We start from the raw sequence: 22,732 nt of genomic DNA on the forward strand, positions 1-22,732 counted from the left end.
TCCAGGCTGGATTGCGGAAGTATCCCTCCCAGTCTAGGGAACGAGGTCGTCGCGCAACACGCCTGGGGTGAGCGGTTCGTCGAGCAGGCGACGGAATCGTGCGGAACGCTGCGGGCCGACGGGGGCCTGAGCGAGCCAGGACCCGAGCAGGCGGTAGCCCTCGACGTAGGTACTGATGTAGGCGCGCCACAGCGGCGACGACAGGAACCGCAGGCTCTGCGCGGCCCGCTCGGGACTCGACAGCGTCCAGCGCTGCAGGAACGCGGTCACGGTGTCGGCGTCGGCACCCCGGTCGTGGAGCAGCAGGGCGGCGTCCTGACGCACCGACAGCAGCCCGGCCGACGCCGCGGACAGTTCCTCGGCCCGGTCTCCGTCGAACCGCAGCCCCAGGTCCGCGTAGATCTCCTGCGCCCAGCGTCCCCACCCGGCGCCGACGACGGATTCGAGGGCGAGGTCGGCGAGGCCCTCCGCCATGAGGCACTGCGGGGTGTTGACGACGAACAGCGTCTGCTCGAGTTGTCCGGCACCGACGAGTCCGGCCTCCTTGCGGCAGTGTTCGGTGTGGTGGCCGGGATACGACTCGTGGGCGATCAGCCGCGGCAGATGTGCCATGTGCTGATCGAGGTCGGAGTTGATCGCGACGGTGGAGCGGTAGCCGCCGAGGTAGTAGTTGAACCCGGACCACGGCTTGTCGCCGACCACCTCGTAGTCGACGCGTTCGTGCTCGGGCAGCGGGTACTCGGCGCGGACGCGATCACGCAGTGCGCTGTCGAACGCGTCGACGCACTCCCGCAGTTTCGCCGGGGGGATGCGGTCGGCGGCCCGGTGCGCGGCCATCCGTTCGACGAGGGTGCCGGGTCCGGGCAGGACGGCGTCCATGCGGCGGTGCGCGTCCCGGTACACGTCCTCGTCGCCGGCCTCGATGCGGACGTCGAAGTAGGCGGCGACCTCGTCGACGAATCCGACGGGTTCCCCGGCGAACGTGCGGGCGGAGCATTCGAGGGCGGCCAGGTGGGCGTCGAGGAAGCGGGTCCGCTCGCCGGACAGCCCCGCCGACGGCAGGTCGGCGCGCAGTGCCCGCGCATCCGCCGCGAGCGTCCGCGGGTCCGGACGGGGTTCGTTCTCGACCTGGCGGCGCAGCGCGGGATCACCGGTGTAGGCGTCGACGAAGCCTTCCTCGAGGCGGTCGAAGCGCAGGCCCAGCAGCAGGTAGTCACGCACCAGCAAGTCCGATTCCATGTCGGCGACCCTAGCCGCTCACCTGTGGTTTCGGCCGGGAGGCGGACCCGGCGCAGCGAGCGGCCGTGGGAACCAGCACAATTTGCTGCATGCACCTGCCACGCACCCGCACGCGCATGCACCGATCACCCGCGACGCCGCGCACCCGAGAGGTGCGGCAATGGCGCGGGTGAGCGAATCCAGCCCGTACGTCGAGTTCGATCGCAAGCAGTGGCGCAAACTGCGCAAGTCGACGCCGCAGGTGCTCACCGAGCAGGAACTCGTCGGTCTCCGCGGTCTCGGTGAACAGATCGACCTGGACGAGGTCGCCGAGGTCTATCTGCCGCTCTCGCGACTGATCCATCTGCAGGTCGCCGCCCGCCAGCGACTGTTCGCGGCGACCGCGACGTTCCTCGGGGACAAGCACCCCGACCGGCAGGTGCCGTTCGTCATCGGCGTGGCCGGCAGCGTCGCGGTCGGCAAGTCCACCACCGCGCGTGTCCTGCAGGCGTTGCTGGCGCGGTGGGAGCATCATCCTCGGGTCGATCTCGTCACCACCGACGGGTTCCTCTACTCCACCACCGAACTGACCCGGCGCGGCATCATGCACCGCAAGGGTTTTCCGGAGAGTTACGACCGACGCAAGCTGCTGCGGTTCGTCACCGAGGTCAAATCCGGCGCCGAAGAGGTTGCCGCCCCGGTGTATTCGCATGTCTCGTACGACGTGATCCCCGGCCAGCATCACCTGATCCGGCAGCCCGACATCCTCATCATCGAGGGCCTCAACGTGCTGCAGACCGGGCCGCGGCTGATGGTGTCGGACCTGTTCGACTTCTCGATCTACGTCGACGCCCGCATCGAGGACATCGAACGCTGGTACATCAAACGTTTCCTGGCGCTGCGCAAGACATCGTTCACCGACCCCGACGCACACTTCCACCACTACGCGGCACTGTCCGACGAGCACGCCGCCCTCGCGGCCGAGGACATCTGGAACTCCATCAACCGGCCGAACCTGGTGGAGAACATCCTGCCCACGCGTCCCCGCGCCACGCTGGTGCTGCGCAAGGACTCCGACCACACCATCAACCGGCTACGGCTGCGCAAACTGTGACCGGGTGGGCGCCCGGCGTGCCGGGCGCCCACGTCACGGCGTCAGCGCGGGGAACCAGATGTCGGCCAGGACCGCGGCGGCCGTGTCGGCGGGCAGGTCGATCGTGCCCTGCACCGCCCAACGTGTGAAGAACCGTTCGAGCTGGCTGACCAGTAGTTCGATCCGCAACCGGGCCTCGTCGCGCCGACCGGTGCCCCACCGGTCGAGGTAGCGGGGCATCGCATCGGCCAGATCGTCGATCGCCCGCCGCGCCACCTGCTTGAACTCCGGCTCCAGCGCCACCGCCTCGTCCCACGCCGGCAGGATCTCCTGGTTCTCCTCGAACCATGCGAGCGCCCGCCGCACCCAGTCCGTGAACTCCGCCCGCGACCCGGACGCGAGAACCTCGTCGAGTTCCCCGTAGATCACCCTCGGACGCTGCCGCATCGTCTCCGCGCTGATCTTCTCGAGCACCTCCGTCTTGCCGCCGAAATGCAGATAGAACGTGGCACGGCTGCAACCGACATCCGCGACGATGTCGTCGATCGTCACCGCCGCATACCCCCGGTCCACGAACAGTTTCCGCGCCGACCCGAGCAGATTGCGGCGGGTCTGCTGCTTCTGCCGATCCCGTTGCGTGATCATGCCGATTCCCCCAAACTCACTGGACACTGCGTCAGCGAATGCTAACCTGTGGTCCTGATCACAGTCGAGGTTGGGAGTCGCTCGTGAACACACGCCCCACGGTCTGCATCATCGGCGCCGGCTGCTCCGGATTCACCACTGCGAAACGCTTGCAGGACTACGGGATTCGTTTCGACTGCTTCGAGTCGTCGGATGATGTCGGCGGTAACTGGTACTTCCGGAATCCGAACGGTCATTCGTCGTGCTACGAGTCGCTGCACATCGACACGTCGACGACGCGTCTGCAGTTCGAGGATTTCCCGGCCGGCGACGACTGGCCGCACTTCCCGCACCACACGTTGATCCACCAGTACTTCCGGGACTACGTCGAGCGTTTCGGGTTGCGGGACGCCATCACGTTCGGCACCTCGGTCGAGCATGCCGAACGCGATGCCACCGGACGCTGGCAGGTCACCCTGGACACCGGGGAGACCCGGGACTACGACGCGCTCGTCGTCGCCAACGGGCACCACTGGAGCCCGCGTCTGCCCGAATATCCCGGGCATTTCGACGGCATCACGCTGCACAGTCACGAGTATCTGAGCCCGTTCGAGCCGGTCGACATGCGCGGCAAGAAGATCGTCGTCGTCGGCATGGGCAACTCGGCTCTCGACATCGCATCCGAGTTGTCGCACCGGTCGATCGCCGAACACGTGTGGGTGTCGGCGCGGCGCGGCGTGTGGGTGCTGAGCAAGTACCGCAACGGCAAGCCCGCCGACAAGATGATGCGTCCCCCGTGGATGCCGAAGAAACTCGGGTTGAGCTTGTCCCGCAAGGCGATCAAGAAGTCGATCGGCAACATGGAGGACTACGGCCTGCCCAAGCCGGACCACGAACCACTGTCCGCGCACCCGTCGGTGAGCATCGACTTCCTCGCGAAGTCGGCGTCCGGCGATCTCACGTGTGTGCCGGGGATCGCCCGCCTCGACGGGGATGCGATCGTGTGCACGGACGGTCAGCGCATCGAGGCGGACGTCATCGTGTACGCCACCGGCTACGAGATGAAGTTCCCGTTCTTCGACGATCCCGCACTGCAACCGAATGCGGATCATCAACTGCCGCTGTTCAAGCGGATGATGAAGCCGGGCATCGACAACCTGTACTACATGGGTCTCGCGCAGGCGTCGCCGACGATCGTCAACCTCGCCGAGCAGCAGAGCAAACTGGTGGCCCGCCACCTCACCGGCGCGTACGTGCTGCCGACGACCGCGGAGATGGGCGACGTCATCGCCGCGGACGAGCGAATGCACTTGGGCCAGTACTACACCGCGCCCCGACACACCATCCAGGTCGACTTCGGCCGGTACGTGCGGGATCTGAACAAGGAGATCGCGGCCGGCGAGAAGCGGGCCGGCGAGCAGTCTCCGGCCCCGCGCCGCATCGCACCCGCGGCGGCCGCCCGGTGACCGCTGTCCACGGCACGTGCGACCCGCGGTTCACCGGTGTCCGGGATCTGCTGGTGCGCAGGCTCGCCGACGGCGACGAGGCCGGTGCGTCGCTGTGCGTGGTCGAGGACGGCGAGGTCACCGTCGACCTGTGGGGTGGTGTCGCGGACGTGGAGTCCGGGCGGCCGTGGACCCGGGACACCATCGTCAACACGTTCTCGCTGACGAAGACGATGACGGCGCTCGCGGCGCTGGCCCTGATCGACCACGGCCTGCTCGATCCGGACGCCCCGGTGGCCGACTACTGGCCCGAGTTCGCCTCGGCCGGTAAGGGATCGGTGCTCGTCCGGCACGTCCTGGGGCACACGTCCGGGGTGTCCGGGTGGGAGCGTCCGGTGACACTCGAGGACCTGTACGACACCCGTGCCGCGGCCGCGCTGCTGGCGGCCCAGCCACCGTGGTGGACACCCGGCGACGGCTCCGGCTACCAGGCGATGAGTCACGGTCATATCGTCGGCGAACTCGTCCACCGCATCACCGGCGAGCGTCTCGGCGCGTTCTTCGACCACGAGTTCGCGGCCCCGTCCGGCGCCGACTTCTTCATCGGCACACCGGAATCCGAGCATCATCGAGTGGCGGCACTGGTTCCGCCGCCGCCGTCGGGCATCGACTATTCGGCCCTGCCCGCGGACAGCGTGTTCGTGCGCACCATGACCAATCCGCGGATCTCCCCGGCCGTCACCACCGATCCGGGCTATCTGTCCGCGGAACTCGGTGCCGCGAACGGTCAGGGCAACGCCCGGTCGGTGGCCCGGCTGCAGTCGATCGTCTCGAACGGGGGCGTGCTCGACGGGCGACGCTACCTGTCCCCCGCCGTGATCGAGAAGATCTTCGACGTCCAGGCCGACGGCCGGGACCGGGTCCTCGGCGCACACCTGCGGTTCGGGCTCGGCTACACCCTCCCGAGTCCGGCCGTGCCGTCGATCCCGGACGGACGGGTCTGCTGGTGGACGGGTTTCGGCGGGTCCGTCGTGGTGAACGACCTGGACCGGGGCGTCACCGTCGCGTACGTCATGAACAAGATGGACGCGCAACTCGTCGGCGCCCCCAACGCGACCGCCTACCTCGACGCGGTGTTCGCCGCACTCGACGACGAGACCGCGGAAGCGGTGTGACGCCTCAGGCCCCGAACCGGCGGTGCCGGGCCGCATAGTCGCGCAGTGCCCGCAGGAAGTCGATGCGGCGGAACTCCGGCCAGTACGCCTCGGTGAACCAGATCTCCGAGTAGGCGCTCTGCCACAACAGGAATCCGGACAGCCGCTGCTCCCCCGACGTCCGGATGACGAGGTCGGGGTCCGGCTGCCCGGACGTGTACAGGTGGCCGTCGATGCCCTCGACGGTGACAGCCTTGACGAGGTCGTCCCCGGCCAGGCCGTCGCGCAGCTTGTCGCGCAGCAGGGCCTGCACGGCGTCGGCGATCTCCTGGCGTCCGCCGTAGCCGACGGCGACGTTGACGTGGGTGCCGGTGCGGCCCAGTGTGCTCTCGGCCGCGTCCCGCAGCCGGCGGGCCTGCGCGTCGGGCAGCAGGTCGAGGGTGCCGACGATCTTCACGCTCCAGTTCTTCCCGGGGCCGGAGATCTCCTCGACGACCTCGGTGATGATGTCGAGGAGCGTGTCGAGTTCCTCGGGTTCGCGCCGCAGGTTCTCCGTCGACAGCAGATAGATCGTGGCCATCTCGATGCCGGCAGCATCACACCAGTGCAGCAGTTCCGCGATCTTGCGGGCACCCATCCGGTGCCCGTGACTGACGTCGGTGAACCCGTTCTCCCGCGCCCAGCGCCGATTGCCGTCGCACATCACCGCCACATGGCGCGGATGCTGTAAACCGTCGAGACTGCGCAGAAGTCGTCGTTCGTAGATGCTGTACAGCAGACCGCGCACCTTCACCTGGACATCACCACGGGAACAAAGACTACGCCGCGGGCCGTCGACGCGGCGACTGCCGCCGCAGGAGGAGACTTGGGTGAGCACCACCGGCGACCGACTCGGCGCGATCACACAACTGGCCCCGCAGGATGCCGACTTCGTCTACAGCGAGCACGAACGCCACCTCTCGAACACGGCGGCGATGTACATGTTCGATACGACGAACGAGTCCGCGACCGTCGAACTCGACGACGTGATCGAGTGGATGCGCGAACGACTCGGGCACGGCGCCGTGTTCACCCGGCGACTCCGTCGGGTGCCGTTCGAGCTGGACTACCCGTACTGGGTCCCCGACCGCGGCCTCGACCTCCGTCGGCACGTATTCGTGGAACGGGCCGACGGCTCCGGCTGGGATGCACTGCGCCGGCAGATCTCCCGCATCGCGGGATCGCCACTCGATCTGTCCCGGCCACCGTGGGAACTGCACTTCGTGACCGGCGCCTCGGGCCTGGGCACCATGCCGGACCGGATGACGGTGGCGATCGTCAAATGCCACCACAGTGCCGGCGACGGCATGGCGGTCCGTGAACTCGGCACCCGCCTGTTCGGGCGGTCGGCGGCACACCCGCCGACACCGACGTCGACCGAAGAATTCTCGCCGCTCACGCAGCTGGCCCGCGCAGCGATGCGACTGCCGTCCCAGTGGCTCGAGTTCCGGGACGGCATCACCGCAACCACGGACGCCGGTCGTCGGGTAGCCGATGCGGTGGCGCGGGGCGAGATCGTCGAACCGCCGAAAGAGTGGCCGTCGGTGGTCTTCAACGGCACGATCACACCCGACCTCGCCTTCGACATGGTCGACCTGTCCGCGGCCGGCATCGCTGTCGTGCGTGCGGCATTCCCCGGCGTCACGTTCAACGACGTGGTCCTGACGACTGTCGGTGGAGCGCTCGCCGCCTACCTCGACGAGCGCGGTGAGACGCCTGCCGGGTCGCTGTCCGCGATGGTCCCGATGTCGATGCGTGGCACGACCCCCGGGGTCGCCGACGATCCGGCACCGTCGCGTGGAAATCATCTCGCGTTGATGACCGTGGACCTCCACACCGATGTCGGCGATCCGGCCGACCGTCTACAGGCGGTGCACACGTCCGGTCACGACGAGAAGAAACGACACCGGCATCCGGACGTACAGGCCGCATCGAGCCGGATGTCGTCGTCACCGCCCTGGCTGCTGGCACTGGCGAACCGGGCACGTCGCTTCACCGATCGCCCGGGGCCGACCGTGGACGGCGCCAACGTCATGGTCAGCAATGTGCCTTGGGCCGGAAGCGATCTGGTGTTCCGTGATGCACCGTGTACCAAGGTCGTCGGCATCCTCGGGATCGTCGACCGCATGGGCTTGCGACATCTCGTCGCCTCCTCCGGGGACGGTGCCGTAGAACTGTCGTTCTGCACCGATACGGCGATGATGCCCGACACCGAGCGGTACCGAATCCTGCTCCGGCAGTCGTTCGACGCCCTGGTCACCGCCGCCCGCACTCGAGCCGACGAATAATTTTTTCCCGTTTCCGTGACGCGGCTAACAATCTGTTGTTAATGTCCGTTTCGCCCGAGGCGCCGCCTCGGTGCGCGGCACCGTCGCAACGGCCGGAGCACTGCGCTTCCCGGCGGGTCCGATGCCGCGGCAATGACGAACAAGGAGACGTCAGTGGGCTCACTCGCTGGAATCATGCAGGCATTCGTCGGTGGACTCGGCTCGATGGCCGGAGCCGACGGGCTGATGAAGACTTTCCTCGGCTCGGTCGAGGGCAGCCTCATCGCGCCCCCGCCGGCCTGATCCACACCGAGTTCTCAACTTTTCTACTTCACGGGACCGGAACATCCGATCCCGTTCCGACACACAAGGAGTGACATGGGTTCCGTCATGGGCATCGTGGAAGCAATCAGCGGCGGCGTCAACCAGCTCGGTGGTCGTCTCGTCGACGCGCTGATCACGCTGAGCGGCGGCGAGCCGGGCGCCGGCAAGTAGCCACCGACGTTCGATGGGGCCCGCACCGCACCGGTGCGGGCCCCGTTCCACGAGGAGATCGGCAACGCATGCGGCACAAGCTCTTCCACTCCCTCGCCGTGGCACTGTCCGTGGCAGCGATTGCCACGGCCCCGGCCCGTGCGTCCGCGCAGGACCTGCCGTCGGCCGCCACGATCGTCGGTATGCAGTCCGTCGACGATCGGCTGCTGATGCTCGACGTCTTCTCTCCGGCGATGGGTCGTGAGATCCCCGTCAACGTGCTGCTTCCGCATGACCGCGGCCGGGCGCACGGCGTGTACTACCTGCTCGACGGCAATTCAGGTCAGGTGTCGAACACCAACTGGCTCGACCCCGACAAGGGTGATGCCCGGAACTTCTTCGCCGACAAGGACGTCACGGTCGTGATGCCGGTCGGCGGTACCGGCACGCTGTACACCGACTGGGCGCAGGAGCACCCGAAGTTCGGCACCGTCCGGTGGGAGACGTTCCTGACCGAGGAACTTCCGCCGTTGATCGATGCCCGCTTCGGCACCAACGGTCGCAACGTGATCGGCGGTATCTCCTCCGGCGCGCAGGGCGCGCTGATGCTGGCGCAGCGCACACCCGACCTGTACGACGGCGTCGTCGGCTACAGCGGCTGCTATCTCACCGAGGGTCCGGTCGGGAAGGCGATCACCGATCTGGTCGTCGTCAACGGGATGGCGAATTCCGAGATGATGTGGGGCCCGCAGGGCACCCCGGAGTGGGCCGGACACGACCTGCTGCGCAACGCCTCCCGCCTGGCCGGCAAGACGGTCTATCTGTCGTCGGGGACCGGACTGCCCGGACCGCACGAGACCCTCGACTCCCCCGGACTCGCGAACACCGTGGTGGTCGGCGGTGTCCTCGAGGCCGCGGCGAACGCCTGCACCGATCAGCTGACGCAGACACTGCGGAACGCCGGCGCCGACGTGACCCGCAGCGCGCAACCGGTCGGCGTCCACGCGTGGCCGTACTGGAAGGACGAGTTGGCGCGCTCCTGGCCGGTGATCGACGCCGCGCTCCGTTGACGACCGACCTCACCGTGACAACTGCTCGCGCAACCCCTCGATGTCGGTGACGGGCCGGTCGCACACGGTGCCGCGGCACACGTAGGCGGTCGCCGTACCGTCGACGAGCGGACGATCCGCGAGCAGCGGCATCGAATCGGTCGGTCCCGCAACGACGATCGTGCCGCCGGGTGCGAGTCGGCGCGCCTGCCGCGCCAGTTCGGACGGCCCGTCCTCGGAGACCGCGATCTGCAGCGGCCCACGCACCGACGCCTCGGCCACCGCGAGCCAGTGGCCGGCCGATCGAGGCGCACGCTGCAGCACGACGGACGCACACGCCAGCGACTCCGCTGCCGCCGCCGCGTATTTCGCGGACCGCTCCACATCGACCAGCGACGACGCCGTCAGCAGCGCCTCGGTGATGCTCGACGCCCCCGACGGGGTGGCCCCGTCCAGCGGATCACGTGGCCGGGTCACCAGGGTCTCGGCGTCGTCGGCGGTGTCGAACCAGATCCCCGGCCGGTCCGGGTCCGCGAAACGCTCGATCGCGGTGTCCAGCAACCTCACTGCCGCGTCCAGCCAGGCAACATCACCCGTCACCTGATGCAGGGTCAGCAGTCCCGTCGCCAACGCGCCGTGGTCGTCGAGGATCCCCACGGGCGCACCGACGACCCCGGCGAGCGACGCGCGGCGCAGACGCCCGTCCACGACGTGCGTCGCCAGCAGCACCCGCGCGCAATCCGCAGCCGCGGCCACCCAGTCGGGTCGGTCGAGTCCGGCGCCGGCCTCCGCCAGCGCCGTGATCGCCAGCCCGTTCCATGCGGTGACCACCTTGTCGTCGCGGGCCGGCTGGGGACGCCGCTGCCGCGCGGCGAACAGCCGGGTGCGCACGTCCGAGAACCGCGTGTCGTCGGACGGGTCCGCGAGCAACTGCAGCACCGAGCTGCCGTGTTCGAACGTGCCGTCGGCCGTCACCGTGAACGTCTCGGCCGCCCACACGCCGTCGTCGTCGTCGAGCACGTCCCGCAGTTGCTGCGGCGTCCACGCGTACGTGAGGCCTTCCTCGCCGTCGGTGTCGGCGTCGAGGGCCGACGCGAACGCGCCCGCGTCGGTGCGCAGATCCCGCAGCAGGAACTCCACGATCCCGCCGGTCACCCGATGTGCGAGATCCGAACCGGTGCGCCGGGCCAGGTGCGCGTAGAACCGCAACAGCAGCGCGTTGTCGTAGAGCATCTTCTCGAAGTGCGGCACCACCCAGCCCGCATCCACCGCGTACCGGGCGAAGCCGCCGCCGAGCTGGTCGTGGATGCCGCCGCGGGCCATCGCGTCGGCGGCCCGGTCGACGGTCCGCAGCACCGGTTCGGCGCAGCTGCGCTCGTACGCCCGCAGCAGGCCCTCGAGCAGCATCGACGGCGGGAACTTCGGTGCCCCACCGAATCCGCCGCGGTCGCGGTCCTCGTCGCGCAGCACACTCGCCGCGGCACCCGACAGCAGCGGCACCTCGACGGGCGGACCCCCCGCGGGCAACGCCCCTGCAGCACGACGCAGTTCCGCCACCACCGACGCGGCCGCATCGTCGACGTCGCCGCGACGGGACCGCCACGTGTCGGTGATCGCGTGCAGCAACTGCGTGAACGACGGCATCCCGCCACGCGGCTGCGTCGGGTAGTAGGTGCCGCAGTAGAACGGGGCCCCGTCCGGGGTGAGGAAACACGTCATGGGCCAGCCGCCCTGACCGGCCATCGCGACGGTCGCATTCATGTAGACGGCGTCGAGATCGGGGCGCTCCTCACGGTCGACCTTGATGCACACGAAGTGCTCGTTCATCACCGCGGCGGTCGCGTCGTCCTCGAACGACTCGTGCGCCATGACGTGACACCAGTGGCAGGCCGCGTACCCGATCGACAGCAGGATCGGGACGTCCCGCTCGCGTGCCCACGCGAGCGCGTCCGGACCCCACTGCTGCCAGTGCACCGGATTGTCGGCATGCTGCCGCAGATACGGGCTGGTCGCGTCGCCCAGCATGTTTCGTTCGAGCGACACGACCGATCCTCCTAGTTCGTGGGCTTCGCCGGCGGGTCCTGGCGATTGCCGGCCGCTCCGCGGTCGGTGCCCTCATCGGCCGCCTGATCGGCCTCCGGGTGCTCCGGCTGGAACGTGTCGGGCAGCTTCTTGAGCTGCCTGTTCATCGACCGGACCAGCAGGACCGTGCCCGCCAGCAGGCCGATGATCAACACCAGGCCGAGCGGGGACGCCTTACCGAACTCCGGGCCGGACGGATTGCCGACTCCCTGCGCGAGCAACTCCCACGCCACCGTCGTCATCACTGCTTCTCGTCCTCCGAAATGCCCGCGAAGAGGTCGTTCTCCGGGATCGCGGTCTGTACACGGGTCTTGGCCAACTCGAACTCTTCGGTCGGCCAGATCTTCTGCTGAATGTCGAGCGGCACCGCGAAGAACGAGCCGTTCGGGTCGATCTGCGTGGCATGGGCCCGCAACGCGTCGTCCCGCTGCGGGAAGTGGTCACCGCACTGGATCTGGGTGGTCACCCGCGCCATCATGTCGCCCTGCTCGGTCTTCCACTTCGCGAGCCAGTCCGCCATCGGGAACACCTCGCCGCGCCGCTCGTACTCGTCCTTGAACTGGACGAGACGCTTCCGGATGAAGCCGTGCGAGTAGTACACCTTCTGCACGTCCCACGGCGCGCCCGCGTCGGGGAACCGTGCGGGATCGCCGGCCGCCTCGTACGCCGCCATCGACACCTCGTGGCACTTGATGTGATCGGGGTGCGGATAGCCGCCGTTCTCGTCGTACGTGATCATCACGTGCGGACGGAACTCTCGGACCACCTTCACCAGCGCCTCGGTCGGCACCTCGAGCGGTTCGAGCGCGAAACACCCCTCCGGCAGCGGCGGCAGCGGGTCACCCTCGGGCAGGCCCGAGTCGACGAACCCGAGCCACGTCTGCCGCACCCCGAGGATGCGGGCGGCCTCGGCCATCTCGTCGCGGCGCACGTCCTGCATCCGGTCCCGGATGCCCGGCACGTCCATCGCAGGGTTCAGAATGTCGCCGCGTTCACCACCGGTGAGCGTCACGACGAGCACCTCGTTGCCCTCCGCGGCGTAACGAGCCATCGTCGCGGCGCCCTTGCTCGACTCGTCGTCGGGATGGGCATGAACGGCCATGAGTCGGAATCCGCTCACGTGTGTCTTCACCTCAGCTTCGCGTGTCACCGTCGTGGAGTGTCACCTGGAGTGGTGACCGCACCCCTACCAGTGTGCCGTCACCCGTCCCCTATAGTTCCACCTGACACATACGACGGTCTGTCGTACCCCCGCTCGAGAGCGAAGTTGATGAGCAACACATCTCCCGCCGACCGCTACGGCTCCGCACCCCGGGCACCCCGGTCGACGCGCTGGGTGGCGTGGGTTCTCACGGGCGTCGTGATCGTCGCAGGTCTCGGCATCGCCTACATCGGCTACACGAAGTTCGCGGTCAAGGACGTCGAAGGCAAGCAGATCTCGTTCGACATCGTCGACGACCGGACCATGAGCATCCAGTTCACGGTCACCCGGGAAAACCCCGATCAGGCCGCCGTGTGCATCATCCGCACCCGCTCGAAGGACGGCTCCGAAACCGGCCGGCGCGAGGTGTACGTGGCGCCGTCGGAGTCGCAGACAGTCGAGATCACCGCCCCCGTCCGCGCCTCCCAGCCGCCCGCGATGGGCGATCTGTACGGGTGCAGTTCCCACGTCCCGGAGTACCTGCGCGCAGGCTGACGGCCCGACCGGCGGGTCTGTGATCCACCCGGCAACAACCGTTCCCCGTGCTAAAATTGGTCGATACACGGTTCCCGTCGGAGCCGTGTATTGCTGCATTGACGGCAGGACGAGTCTGCTCACACGGTGAATGCTCACACAGTGGATGCGTCACGGACTCGAGCTGGCCTGCCCGTTGATCGCTGCGGTTCGCAGCGGTCTGCCGAGGGAGTCCGCAAGGACTTCGACAACAAGGGAGTGATCGACAATGACCGAGACCCAGGTGACCTGGCTTACTCAGGAGTCTCACGACAGGCTCAAGGCTGAGCTCGACCAGCTCATCGCCAATCGTCCGGTCATTGCCGCCGAGATCAACGAGCGCCGCGAAGAGGGCGACCTCAAGGAGAACGGCGGCTACCACGCTGCCCGCGAGGAGCAGGGCCAGCAGGAGGCGCGTATCCGCCAGCTGCAGGAACTGCTGAACAGCGCGAAGGTCGGCGAGGCCCCCACCCAGTCCGGTGTCGCCCTGCCCGGCTCCGTCGTGAAGGTCTACTACGACGGCGACGAGTCCGACACCGAAACGTTCCTCATCGCCACCCGCGAAGAAGGCGCCCGCAACGACAAGCTCGAGGTGTACTCCCCGAACTCGCCGCTCGGCGGCGCCCTCCTCGACGCCAAGGTCGGCGAGACCCGCGAATACGTGCTGCCCAACGGCAGCCACATGAAGGTCACCCTCGTCAGCGCAGAGCCGTACCGCGGCTGATCACAGCCCCGAACAGCAACGAACCCCGGCCCGAGCTACTGCTCGGACCGGGGTTCGTTCGTGTGTGCCGGGCGAGAGGTGCGGGTGGAACCCGCCGAACGGGCGGTTTTCCTGATCCGTTCTCGCTATTTGCTCGAATAACCGCCCGTTCGTCACGACACTCCCGGTTTCAGAGACCCAGCATCTCCCGTAGCCGGGCCACACTCATGGTGCCGGGCCGCTCTTCCTGTGGGAACGAGTTCAACAGACGGATCAGGTCGCCGCGTCGGGTGGGATCGGCGGCGGCCTGCCGCGGGGTGAGCCCGTCGAGAGCGGGAATGGTGTCGTCGATCCATTTCCGTTCGTACTCGCGGACGTGGTCGTCGAGCAGCGCTGCGATCTCGTGGTTTCCGTCGGGTGCCGACGGTGATCCGGCGGCTACCTGACGAAGCTGGTCGAGGACCTCCGCAGCCGGCGTCCGCGACTGGTCGAGGAGCACTGCATCGGGCGCGATCTCCCGGGCGACGGCGAGCATGTCGTCGAACCGCGATTCGACCATCGCCTCAACAGCCAGTTCCCCGTCGTGGACGCGGAAGCTGCCGGTCACGGAAGAACCGACACCTTCCTCGGTGAGCACCCACTGACCGTCGACGGCCTTGCCGTACCGTCGGGACAGTTTACGCCGGACCGCGGTGGCGTCGGAGACGCTGAACCGGGCGATGCACAGCATCATCGGCTCACCGCCTCGGGTGACCAGTCGCGGCGGCGCGAGTCGGCGGCTGAGGAAGTCGACGAGTTCCTCGGGGTCGGCACCGGCGTCGAGCATGTCGATCAACGGTGCTCTCTGCGGCAGTGACACGGGTTCGATTCCGCCGAAGATACGCATGACCTCCCCGGCGGGAACCACCCGCGTGCACAGCAGTTCACCTTCGTGGAGTTGTGTGCTCGCGGTGCGCTCCCGCACCTCGTGCCGGTCTCCGGTGCGCAGATCCCGCAGGGTCAGGCCCTCCCCGGGCCGTACCTGTTCGACGTCGAACACGGATCGCTCGATCTGTAGCCACTGTTCGGCGAGCGCACGTTCGTCGTCGGGGAGGAGCGCGCCGCGGCGACGCAGGTAGTCGACGAAGCCTCCGCCTTCGAACAGGACGACGTCCTCGACGAGTCCCCCGTCGAGGGCCTTGTCGGTGTCGCCGTCGAGGTAGTCGGCGCGGATCTCGGCGAGGCGAGAGAGGTCGACGGCGAACTCGTTGTACTCCGCGAACCTGACTGCCTTCTGGTAGAGCCCCCAGGCACGCTCGTCGAGTCCGATGCCGGCTTTACCGAGGTGGCACGACTTGTATTTGCGGCCCGATCCGCACCAGCAGCGGTCGTTGCGGCCCAGATCGGGGCGATCCTGCGGCCGGAACTCCTCCAGTACCGCGTACAGCGGGTGGGTGTCGCCGCCCTCGAGTCGGTCGAGGAGCGCCAGCCCACCGACGGCATCACCACGGTCCGCAGCGCACGCCGCGAGATCGTACAACGCCAGTTCCCACCCGGGTTCGGCCAGCAGCGCATCGTGGAAGTACTGCTCGGCGGCAACTGGGCTGCCCTGGCGGTCGGACAGGCGCCCGGCCAACCAGCAGGCTCCGGCCCGAACCCTCCGCGGGCCGCGCCGGCTGAGTGCGATCGCGGCAGTGAGCGCCTCGTCGAGATCCCGTCCGACACCGGCACCGGCCACCGCTATCCGTTCGGCCGAGGCCGCGGCGAGTGGTTCCTCGAAGCCCGCATAGACGTCCGGGTCGGCGACGATCCGTGCGGTGACGGCATCCGGACCGCCCCCGACCGATGTGGTCAGCTCGAAGAAGGCACCGACGGCGCACGCCGCGTCGTAGGGCAGGCCGTAGGTGCGGGCGACGAATGCGGTGAACATGTCGGCCCGATGGGCGGCGAAATCGAATCCCCGTCGCGCGACCATGTCGACGGATCGGTCGTAGCCGGCGGTGTCGAGTAGATCCCCGAGCGGTGCGGTCGGCGCGGTGAACAGGTCGGGGTGGTCGTGCATCATCTGCCAGACCAGTTGATCGAACTCGATCACATCACCGTCGGGCACGATCGCGTCGAGTATCTCCTGCAACTGTGCCTCCGCGAGCACGTCCACCGGTGCGAGATGCAGCACGCCACCGCGGACGGTGACACCGATGAGCGTGCCCTCGGTAAGTTCGACGTCGACACCCAGACGGAGGTCCGACAGTGGGCGCACCCGATCGGACGGCTCCATGTCGAGCAGTGGTGTGAGGTCGGTTTCGGCGTTCAAGGTGCCGGCCTCCACGTCCTCCATAGTGACCCGGTGGGTGAGCACCCGACCCTCGAGCAGTGCATCGAGTGCGACGTGTCGAATATCCTGGAGATACCCGTGGGCTGGGTGCTCGAGGTATTCGACGGCATCGAGCATGTCGTCCAGCGGGCCGTACCCGGACTCGTGCAGTGCACGCGCCAACTCGTCGTCGATCATCGGTCCACGGTCGCGCAGGATACTCATTGCAACGTCGTCGAGGTCTGCCATACGGCAATCGTAGGGGCGAGCAGCAGGAAGCCCGAAGTGCCACGACGAATCCCGGCCCGAGCCTCCCCACCCGGACCGGGATTCGTGTGTTCCCCCCTGTGTGGCATTCCGAAGTTCCGGTCCTCCCCTACCGGGCCTTCTCGGCCTCACACTTACTTCGACGCGGCTGGGTCCCGATCGGTTCCATCAATTTTCTGGAGATTCTCCGAGAGGTACGCCCGCATCACCGCAGCCGGGATCCGGCCCCGATCGGAGACCTCGATGCCGCGGGCGCGCGCCCACTCGCGGACGGCCCCCGGTGTGGGTGGGGCCGCCGGTACCGGCCCGCCAGCCGCGAACGTGTCCTCCACCCGCGCGGTCGCCGATGCCGCCTCGAGTTCCGCGAGGCACGCCCCCAACCACCGGTACGTCCATTCCTGCGCGAGCGGCCGGGTCTCGCAGAACACCACCGGCACGGACGGGAACCGGGCCTGCAGTTCCGCGAGTGCTTCCGCGGCCCGCGCCCCGGGGGCGTGTTCGAGCTTGAACAGCCGGCTGTAGCGGTCCTCGACGACGATCGCGGCCCGCGGCAGCGCCGACAGCTCCGCCGCCGCATACGTCAGCTTCCCGGACAGCAGACTCGACACCAGATCCTCGAGCGACTTGCGTTCCACCGCGGCCACCACCGACCCGTCGTGTTCGACGGCGTAGTCCCCGGCCGGGAGGCGTCGTCGCACGGTCGTGGCCTGCTGGCGACCGAACCGGTACGCGTACTTCTCGCCGCTGTCGACGACGATCTCGAGTACCCGACCGTGTGCGCGGGCCGTCGGCAACGCCACCGCGGGCCGCGCCTGCTTGGTGGTGCGCGGCGACTGCCAGAAGATCATCTCCCGGCCGCGGGCGCGCGTGAACACCAGTTGCGACCGGTTCTCCCGCCCACGGGTCAGCACCAGGTCGATCGCCGGACCGCGCCGGGCACACGACCGCACCTCGTGTCGTTCGAGGATCTCGGCGTCGTCGGGCCAGCTGTCGGCCCGGTGACAGTACACCTTCGATTCCCGTGGCCACGCCTGCTTCGCTTTCACCACGATCCCGTTCGGGCCCAACGGAATCCGCACCAGGTACGGCAGTGTCGATCCCGGTTCGGGGTTACGGGCGATCAGCAGGTCGTCCATCGGCGTCTCACGCCAGTACGTCGATGACGCCCTCCGGGGAGAGGTCTTCCGCCGCCAGCACCGCGAGCACCTCGTCCCGCCGGTCCGGGGCCACCGGCTGGGCGCCGCCGAGGATCCGCATCCGCTCCCCGGTCGGGACGACACGCGCGCACAGCAGGTCGCCGACATACCAGTCGCCGTCGTGCTCGACATCGGCGCTCTCCCCGGTCCCCAGGTTCCGCAGCGTCACCGCCGCGCCGTCGACGGCGGTCACCTCGTGCAGCGACCGGCGTGTCTGCAGCCAGCGTCCGGCGAGATCGAACTCGTCGGCGGGCAGCAGGGCACCACGGCGGGCGACGAACAACGTGAACAGGCCACCCTCGAACAGTGCGGTGTCCATGACGATCGGCTCCTCGTACGCCTCCGCGACCGCGGTGTCGTCGTCCCACACGCCGGCCAGGCGCTGTGCCAGCCCGTAGACCTGGTCGAACAGCACCGTCGACTGCGCGTACAGGGTGGCCTTCTCGTACAGCCAGTCGGCGCGGTCGTCGAGGGTGCTGTCGGACTTGCCGAGATGGCACACCTTGTACTTGCGGCCCGACCCGCACCAGCACTTGTCGTTGCGGCCCAGTTCCGGATGCTCGGCGGGCGCGAACCGGGTGAGCACCTCGTGCAGACGTTCGGTCTCACCGCCGTCGATACGGCTGAGCAGCGACAGGCCGCGCTGCGCGTCACCGCGATCCGACGCGATGTGCGCCAGCTCGAACAGTGCCGGCATCCACGCCTCGTCCATCGCGGCGGCCTCGGAGAACTGCTTCTCCGCCTCGAGGACGTCGCCGAGCGTGTCGGCGGCCATGCCGGCCAGCCAGTGCCCGGACGCCCGCGCCCGCCGCGGACCGCGGTCGGCGACGGCGAGCGCCGCCGTGTACAGCGCCGGGGTATAGTCGCCCTCCACCGCGTTGACGACGTCCAGCGCCGCCGCTGCCGCCGCTGGATCCTCCAGTCCCGCAAGTGGGCCCGCAAGTTCGCCGGCACGGTCCCGCGCGGCCGCGAGCCCGAGTTCGTCGTCGTGTGCGGCGGCGACGAACTGCACGAACGCCACCACCGCGTCCACCTCGTCGCGGTGCAGATCGTGTTCGCGCGCCACCATCGCGATGTGCTCGCCGAGATGGTGGGCGTCGAAATCGAACCCGTGGGACGCGATGTAGTCACCGGCCCGGTCGTAGCCGGCGGCCTCGATCAGCTCACCCAACGGCAGTGTCGGCGCAGCGCACAGCCCCGGGTCGTCCGCAAGCAGTTGCCACACAACGGTTTCCAGGTTGTCGGTGTTGTCGGCGCCGACGATACGGTCCAACGCCGCCGTCAGATCCGTCGACGCGACCTCACCGTCGACCCGCGACAGGGTGAGCACGCCCCCGTCACCCACCGTCACCGCGACCAGGTCGCCGGCCGAGAAGCCTTCCAGCGCTTCGCCTCCGAACAGCAGACCGGATCCGTCCGGGAAGTCCTCGTCGGCAAGGCCGAGGTCCTCGAGCTCGTCGGCGTCGTAGTCGGCGAACAGGGCCTCCACCGGACCGTCGTCGTCGGCCATCACCAGCATGACCAGCGGCGCCAGATCCGGTTCCGCGTACAGCAGCCCCGACGCGACCTCGGCGGCGGCGAGCCGATGCGTGAACACCCGTCCCTCCAGCAGCGTGTCGAGCGCGGCGTGCCGGCCATCGGACAGGAACGCCCCGAGCGGATGGTCGAGCATCTCGACGAGCTCGGTCATCTCGGCCACCGCACCCAGACCGGCGTCGGCGAGTCGCTCCGCCCAGTCCTCGGCGGTCAACGGACCGGACGCACGCAGGACGTCGAGTGCGGCGGCGGGCAGGTCACGGGAATCGGACGTCTCGTTCACCCTGGTGATCCTAGGCCAGGACCCGTCGCGCCTTCATGTCCGCGAACACCGGCCCGACCTTGACGACGTCCCCGGTCTGCGGGGCGTGCACCATCAGGCCGTTGCCCATGTAGATACCGACGTGGCCGGGGCCACCGGCCTGCCAATTGCCGAACACCAGGTCGCCGGGTTGCGCGGCCGCCATCGGGATCTCGGTTCCGACGTGCCACTGTGTCTCCGACGTGCGCGGCAGGACCGTCTTGCCGCCGCTGGCCGCGAAGACCGCCGCCGACGTCAGACCCGAGCAGTCGAAACCGCCCATCGTGGGGCCGCTGATGTTGCCGCCACCCCACACGTACGGCAGGCCGAGGAACCGCATCGCCAACTGCACTGCGGCACCTCCGATGCCGGTGGTGGGCAGCGCGATGTCGAGGTTGAAGTTCGCGAACGGCGACAGCGCCTGCTCGAACTGGGCCTCACCGGCCCGGATCTTCTGCACGTACGGCCCGGTCTGCTCGGCGGCGTCCTCCGCACCGGACGGGACACCCCCGGCCTTGCGGACCGCGCGGGTACCGGCGTTGAACGCGGCGAGCGCGAGATCGAGCGTGTCCCCCTGGACGACACCCTCCTGCTTCCACGTCTCCATCTGGGCGTAGTTGTCGCACAGCATGTGCCCGGCCGCCATCACCGAATCGGCGACCCCGAGGATGTCGGCGTTGCCGTCCCCGTCGGCGTCCTTGCCGTACTTGGCCCACTCGCTGGGCGTGAACTTCGCCGGACCCCTGCCGCCGGACAGCGACACCGGTGCCGTCGGCCCGTACCGGAAGTCGTTCTCCACCGAGAACAGGGCCGCCAGCGTCGGCGCCGTGACACCACCGCAGATCTCACCGGCCTTGCGCAGCCACGGCGCGAACACCGCGATCGCCCCGACCTGACCGCCGGGCACACTCGCCGGCAGGATCGCCGGCAGCGACGGCAACTGCACCGAACCGACGACCGGCAGATCGATCGTCGGCGCGTAGACCGGCGGCGGCGCCGACAGCACCGTCGGAGGTACAGCCGGTGCCGCCGGCGCCGGTTCGGCGGGCGTCTCCGCAGCGGCGGCCGGTGCCGCGTCCGGCGCTGCTTCCGCAGTCGGCGCCGCGGGCGCCGCGAGAATCGGAATGGCCCGCACCAGATCGGTGGCCGCCCGGTCCCGCATCTCCGGCGGCAGCAGCGCGACGATGCTGCTCACCGGTTCGATCAGTTGGGGCGCGGCCGGCTCGACGGCCGGTAACTGCGGGGGCTCGGGAGCCGGTTCGGGTGACGCGTGCGCGACCGAGGGAAAGACGACACCGACTGCTGCAGTAGCAGCCACGATGACGGCTGCGGGCTCCCATGACATACACCGCTCCTGGGGGTCGATCTTGTTCCGGGAACTCACGGTAACGGGCAATCCGACTGTCGCGGGCGGTATTCAGGAAATGCTCAGCGTTTCGCGCACTTGTCGTCGGAGAATGTTCATTCGGGGCGACGACAAGTGCGCGAAACGCGGGAGGGCGTGGGTCAGCCGAGGGCCTGCTCGACGTCGGCGAGCAGGTCGGCGGCATCCTCGATGCCCACGGACATGCGCACCAGGTTGTCCGGCACCTCGAGGACGGAACCGGCGGTCGACGCGTGCGTCATGGCACCCGGGTGCTCGATGAGTGATTCGACGCCGCCGAGGGATTCGGCGAGCGTGAAGATCTGTGTGCGGGCACAGAAGTCGAGGGCGGCCTGCTTGCCGCCCTTCAACCGCACCGACACCATGCCGCCGAAGCGGCGCATCTGCTTCTCGGCCACCGCATGTCCCGGATGGGAGTCGAGGCCCGGGTAGATCACCTGCTCGACCGCGGCGTGTCCGCTGAGCAGGTCGACGATCTTCTCGGCGTTGTCGCAGTGCCGTTCCATGCGCAGCGCCAGCGTCTTGATGCCCCGCATCGTGAGGAACGCGTCGAACGGGCCGGGCACCGCGCCCGCACCGTTCTGCAGGAACGCGAACGCGGTATCGAGTTCCTCGTCGTTCGTCACCAGCGCGCCACCGACGACGTCGGAGTGCCCGCCGATGTACTTGGTGGTGGAGTGCAGCACGATGTCGGCACCCAGGGTGAGCGGCTGCTGCAGGTACGGCGACGCGAACGTGTTGTCCACGATCAGCTTCGCGCCGGCGGTGTGCGCCACCTCGGCGACCGCGGCGATGTCACCGATGTTGAGCAGCGGGTTCGTCGGCGTCTCCACCCACACCAGTTTGGTGTTCGGGCGGATCGCGGCGCGGACGGCATCGACGTCGGCGATCGCGGCCGGCGTGTACTCGATGCCCCACTGCGTGAACACCTTGTCGATGAGCCGGAACGTGCCGCCGTAGGCGTCGTTGGGGATCACCAGGTGGTCGCCGGGCCGCAGCATCGACCGCAGCGCGCAGTCGGTGGCCGCCATGCCCGACCCGAACGCCCGACCGAACGTGCCCGACTCGATGGCCGCGAGATTGGCTTCGAGGGGACGCCGCGTCGGGTTGCCGGTGCGCGCGTACTCGAACCCGTTGCGCATGCCGCCGACGCCGTCCTGCGCGAACGTCGAGCTCGCGTAGATCGGCACGTTGACCGCGCCGGTCTGCGGATCCGGTTCGTAGCCGGCGTGAATTGCCTTGGTGGAGAATCCCTGCTCACTCATGGCGACAGCCTAGCGACCGGGCTCACACCCGGTCAGTTCAGTGCGCGAGCACCGTTCCGATCGCCACCAGGGTGTCGACGATCTGCTGCCTTGTCGGTCCCGCCCCGCCGGTCGCGATGAACGCCACCTGCACCGCGGGTGTCGTGAGCGCCAGGTTTCCGTCGCCGAGCGGTTCGGAGATGTACCCGTTCAAGTGTGCCGCGGCCGGCGAGTCGACGACCTGCCCGGGCTTCGACGACTCCAGATAGTCGCGGGTCCGGGTGATCTGTTCGGCGGTCTGCCGCGACCGGGTCAGCGACATCGAGAACCCGTCCGCCAGGGTGCCGCCGCTCTTCGTGAAGAAGCACATCGTCATGCCACCGAGGTCGGACAGGGCCGGGTCCCGGTCCAGCCGATAGTCCGGCAGCACCCCGGTGACGGCCGATTCGACGTCCGCGCATGCCGGTGCGCCTCCCGACACCGGACGATCCGCGGGCGCAGCGCTGCTCGTCGCAGCGTCCTGCGCCCGCGGTGTCCCCGTCACCGTGTTCGCACATGCCGATCCCGTGACCATCACTGCCGCCAGACATACGGCAGCCCCCACAGCTCTCCCCCATTGCATGGGCGAGAGTGTACTTACCGGCGGGTA

The 22,732-nt window shown here is 68.6% G+C and carries 20 protein-coding genes; 8 read left to right on the top strand and 12 right to left on the bottom strand.

Features of this window, described 5'->3' with window-relative positions; genetic code table 11:
- Window positions 1-33: 33 nt before the first annotated feature.
- Window positions 34-1,239 (bottom strand): DUF885 domain-containing protein, encoded by a 1,206-nt coding sequence (locus tag E0497_RS11935; protein WP_137725013.1) that lies wholly within the window; start codon window positions 1,237-1,239, stop codon window positions 34-36.
- 160 nt (window positions 1,240-1,399) lie between these two features.
- On the opposite strand from E0497_RS11935, the gene coaA reads away from it, so the two are divergent.
- Entirely contained in the window at window positions 1,400-2,332 is a 933-nt protein-coding gene (coaA, locus tag E0497_RS11940; RefSeq protein WP_137725014.1) for a type I pantothenate kinase, read from the top strand.
- Window positions 2,333-2,365: 33 nt separating this feature from the next.
- On the opposite strand, the gene E0497_RS11945 is transcribed toward coaA, so the two are convergent.
- Window positions 2,366-2,956, bottom strand: a complete 591-nt coding sequence (locus E0497_RS11945) for a TetR/AcrR family transcriptional regulator (protein WP_137725015.1) — start codon at window positions 2,954-2,956, stop codon at window positions 2,366-2,368.
- A gap of 38 nt (window positions 2,957-2,994) precedes the next feature.
- Here E0497_RS11945 and E0497_RS11950 point away from each other — a divergent pair, with 38 nt between their 5' ends.
- Together E0497_RS11950 and E0497_RS11955 are read left to right on the top strand one after the other, a co-directional pair.
- A complete protein-coding gene (locus tag E0497_RS11950) occupies window positions 2,995-4,401 on the top strand; it encodes a flavin-containing monooxygenase (protein ID WP_137725016.1) in 1,407 nt (468 codons plus the stop codon).
- Entirely contained in the window at window positions 4,398-5,555 is a 1,158-nt protein-coding gene (locus E0497_RS11955; protein WP_137725017.1) for a serine hydrolase domain-containing protein, read from the top strand. Before E0497_RS11950 ends, E0497_RS11955 begins: the two co-directional genes overlap by 4 nt.
- Before the next feature lie 4 nt (window positions 5,556-5,559).
- Here E0497_RS11955 and E0497_RS11960 read toward each other — a convergent pair whose 3' ends face one another.
- Complete coding sequence (locus E0497_RS11960; protein ID WP_137725018.1) at window positions 5,560-6,327, bottom strand: isoprenyl transferase; 768 nt, start codon at window positions 6,325-6,327, stop codon at window positions 5,560-5,562.
- A gap of 76 nt (window positions 6,328-6,403) precedes the next feature.
- Here E0497_RS11960 and E0497_RS11965 point away from each other — a divergent pair, with 76 nt between their 5' ends.
- The 3 genes from E0497_RS11965 (at window position 6,404) to E0497_RS11970 (ending at window position 9,384) form a co-directional block, all read left to right on the top strand.
- Window positions 6,404-7,861, top strand: a complete 1,458-nt coding sequence (locus E0497_RS11965; protein ID WP_161987412.1) for a wax ester/triacylglycerol synthase domain-containing protein — start codon at window positions 6,404-6,406, stop codon at window positions 7,859-7,861.
- 153 nt (window positions 7,862-8,014) lie between these two features.
- Window positions 8,015-8,143 (top strand): hypothetical protein, encoded by a 129-nt coding sequence (locus E0497_RS20985; protein WP_277751683.1) that lies wholly within the window; start codon window positions 8,015-8,017, stop codon window positions 8,141-8,143.
- Window positions 8,144-8,403: 260 nt separating this feature from the next.
- The gene (locus E0497_RS11970) at window positions 8,404-9,384 is read left to right on the top strand and encodes an alpha/beta hydrolase (RefSeq protein WP_137725020.1); all 981 of its coding nucleotides are present in this window, start codon (window positions 8,404-8,406) and stop codon (window positions 9,382-9,384) included.
- Between the two features lie 9 nt (window positions 9,385-9,393).
- Here the strand turns inward: E0497_RS11970 and E0497_RS11975 are convergent, their stop codons facing one another.
- The 3 genes from E0497_RS11975 to mca are packed head-to-tail and all read right to left on the bottom strand — an operon-like array spanning window position 9,394 to window position 12,565.
- A complete protein-coding gene (locus tag E0497_RS11975) occupies window positions 9,394-11,388 on the bottom strand; it encodes a thioredoxin domain-containing protein (protein ID WP_137725076.1) in 1,995 nt (664 codons plus the stop codon).
- 29 nt (window positions 11,389-11,417) lie between these two features.
- Complete coding sequence (locus tag E0497_RS11980) at window positions 11,418-11,687, bottom strand: hypothetical protein (protein WP_137725021.1); 270 nt, start codon at window positions 11,685-11,687, stop codon at window positions 11,418-11,420.
- Window positions 11,687-12,565 carry a mycothiol conjugate amidase Mca gene (gene mca / locus E0497_RS11985; RefSeq protein ID WP_137725022.1) on the bottom strand — a complete coding sequence of 293 codons (879 nt, stop codon included), beginning with the start codon at window positions 12,563-12,565 and terminating at the stop codon, window positions 11,687-11,689. Before mca ends, E0497_RS11980 begins: the two co-directional genes overlap by 1 nt.
- Before the next feature lie 150 nt (window positions 12,566-12,715).
- Between mca and E0497_RS11990 the strand changes: the two genes are divergently transcribed.
- Together E0497_RS11990 and greA are read left to right on the top strand one after the other, a co-directional pair.
- Window positions 12,716-13,141, top strand: a complete 426-nt coding sequence (locus E0497_RS11990; RefSeq protein WP_137725023.1) for a DUF4307 domain-containing protein — start codon at window positions 12,716-12,718, stop codon at window positions 13,139-13,141.
- Between the two features lie 247 nt (window positions 13,142-13,388).
- Entirely contained in the window at window positions 13,389-13,883 is a 495-nt protein-coding gene (gene greA, locus E0497_RS11995; RefSeq protein ID WP_137725024.1) for a transcription elongation factor GreA, read from the top strand.
- Between the two features lie 169 nt (window positions 13,884-14,052).
- Here the strand turns inward: greA and E0497_RS12000 are convergent, their stop codons facing one another.
- The 6 genes from E0497_RS12000 to E0497_RS12025 all read right to left on the bottom strand — a co-directional run bounded on the left by E0497_RS12000 (window position 14,053) and on the right by E0497_RS12025 (window position 22,564).
- Entirely contained in the window at window positions 14,053-16,404 is a 2,352-nt protein-coding gene (locus E0497_RS12000; RefSeq protein WP_137725025.1) for an SEC-C domain-containing protein, read from the bottom strand.
- A gap of 152 nt (window positions 16,405-16,556) precedes the next feature.
- The gene (locus tag E0497_RS12005; RefSeq protein ID WP_137725026.1) at window positions 16,557-17,558 is read right to left on the bottom strand and encodes an ERCC4 domain-containing protein; all 1,002 of its coding nucleotides are present in this window, start codon (window positions 17,556-17,558) and stop codon (window positions 16,557-16,559) included.
- 7 nt (window positions 17,559-17,565) lie between these two features.
- Window positions 17,566-19,437 (bottom strand): SEC-C domain-containing protein, encoded by a 1,872-nt coding sequence (locus tag E0497_RS12010; protein ID WP_137725027.1) that lies wholly within the window; start codon window positions 19,435-19,437, stop codon window positions 17,566-17,568.
- Window positions 19,438-19,447: 10 nt separating this feature from the next.
- The gene (locus E0497_RS12015) at window positions 19,448-20,800 is read right to left on the bottom strand and encodes a C40 family peptidase (RefSeq protein ID WP_137725028.1); all 1,353 of its coding nucleotides are present in this window, start codon (window positions 20,798-20,800) and stop codon (window positions 19,448-19,450) included.
- Between the two features lie 161 nt (window positions 20,801-20,961).
- The gene (locus E0497_RS12020) at window positions 20,962-22,104 is read right to left on the bottom strand and encodes a cystathionine gamma-synthase (protein ID WP_137725029.1); all 1,143 of its coding nucleotides are present in this window, start codon (window positions 22,102-22,104) and stop codon (window positions 20,962-20,964) included.
- Window positions 22,105-22,141: 37 nt separating this feature from the next.
- A complete protein-coding gene (locus E0497_RS12025) occupies window positions 22,142-22,564 on the bottom strand; it encodes a hypothetical protein (protein WP_137725030.1) in 423 nt (140 codons plus the stop codon).
- Between the last annotated feature and the right edge of the window lie 168 nt (window positions 22,565-22,732).

It is taken from the genome of Prescottella subtropica (genome assembly GCF_005434945.1).
GTDB classification, from domain to species: Bacteria; Actinomycetota; Actinomycetes; order Mycobacteriales; family Mycobacteriaceae; genus Prescottella; species Prescottella subtropica.

Excerpts from the sequence above, each read along its gene's own strand:
- E0497_RS11935 (WP_137725013.1), bottom strand. The coding sequence starts at position 1,239 with ATGGAATCGGACTTGCTGGTGCGTGACTACCTGCTGCTGGGCCTGCGC.
- coaA (WP_137725014.1), top strand. The coding sequence starts at position 1,400 with ATGGCGCGGGTGAGCGAATCCAGCCCGTACGTCGAGTTCGATCGCAAG.
- E0497_RS11945 (WP_137725015.1), bottom strand. The coding sequence starts at position 2,956 with ATGATCACGCAACGGGATCGGCAGAAGCAGCAGACCCGCCGCAATCTG.
- E0497_RS11950 (WP_137725016.1), top strand. The coding sequence starts at position 2,995 with ATGCTAACCTGTGGTCCTGATCACAGTCGAGGTTGGGAGTCGCTCGTG.
- E0497_RS11970 (WP_137725020.1), top strand. The coding sequence starts at position 8,404 with ATGCGGCACAAGCTCTTCCACTCCCTCGCCGTGGCACTGTCCGTGGCA.
- E0497_RS11975 (WP_137725076.1), bottom strand. The coding sequence starts at position 11,388 with ATGCTGGGCGACGCGACCAGCCCGTATCTGCGGCAGCATGCCGACAAT.
- E0497_RS11980 (WP_137725021.1), bottom strand. The coding sequence starts at position 11,687 with ATGACGACGGTGGCGTGGGAGTTGCTCGCGCAGGGAGTCGGCAATCCG.
- E0497_RS11990 (WP_137725023.1), top strand. The coding sequence starts at position 12,716 with ATGAGCAACACATCTCCCGCCGACCGCTACGGCTCCGCACCCCGGGCA.
- greA (WP_137725024.1), top strand. The coding sequence starts at position 13,389 with ATGACCGAGACCCAGGTGACCTGGCTTACTCAGGAGTCTCACGACAGG.
- E0497_RS12000 (WP_137725025.1), bottom strand. The coding sequence starts at position 16,404 with ATGGCAGACCTCGACGACGTTGCAATGAGTATCCTGCGCGACCGTGGA.
- E0497_RS12005 (WP_137725026.1), bottom strand. The coding sequence starts at position 17,558 with ATGGACGACCTGCTGATCGCCCGTAACCCCGAACCGGGATCGACACTG.
- E0497_RS12015 (WP_137725028.1), bottom strand. The coding sequence starts at position 20,800 with ATGTCATGGGAGCCCGCAGCCGTCATCGTGGCTGCTACTGCAGCAGTC.
- E0497_RS12020 (WP_137725029.1), bottom strand. The coding sequence starts at position 22,104 with ATGAGTGAGCAGGGATTCTCCACCAAGGCAATTCACGCCGGCTACGAA.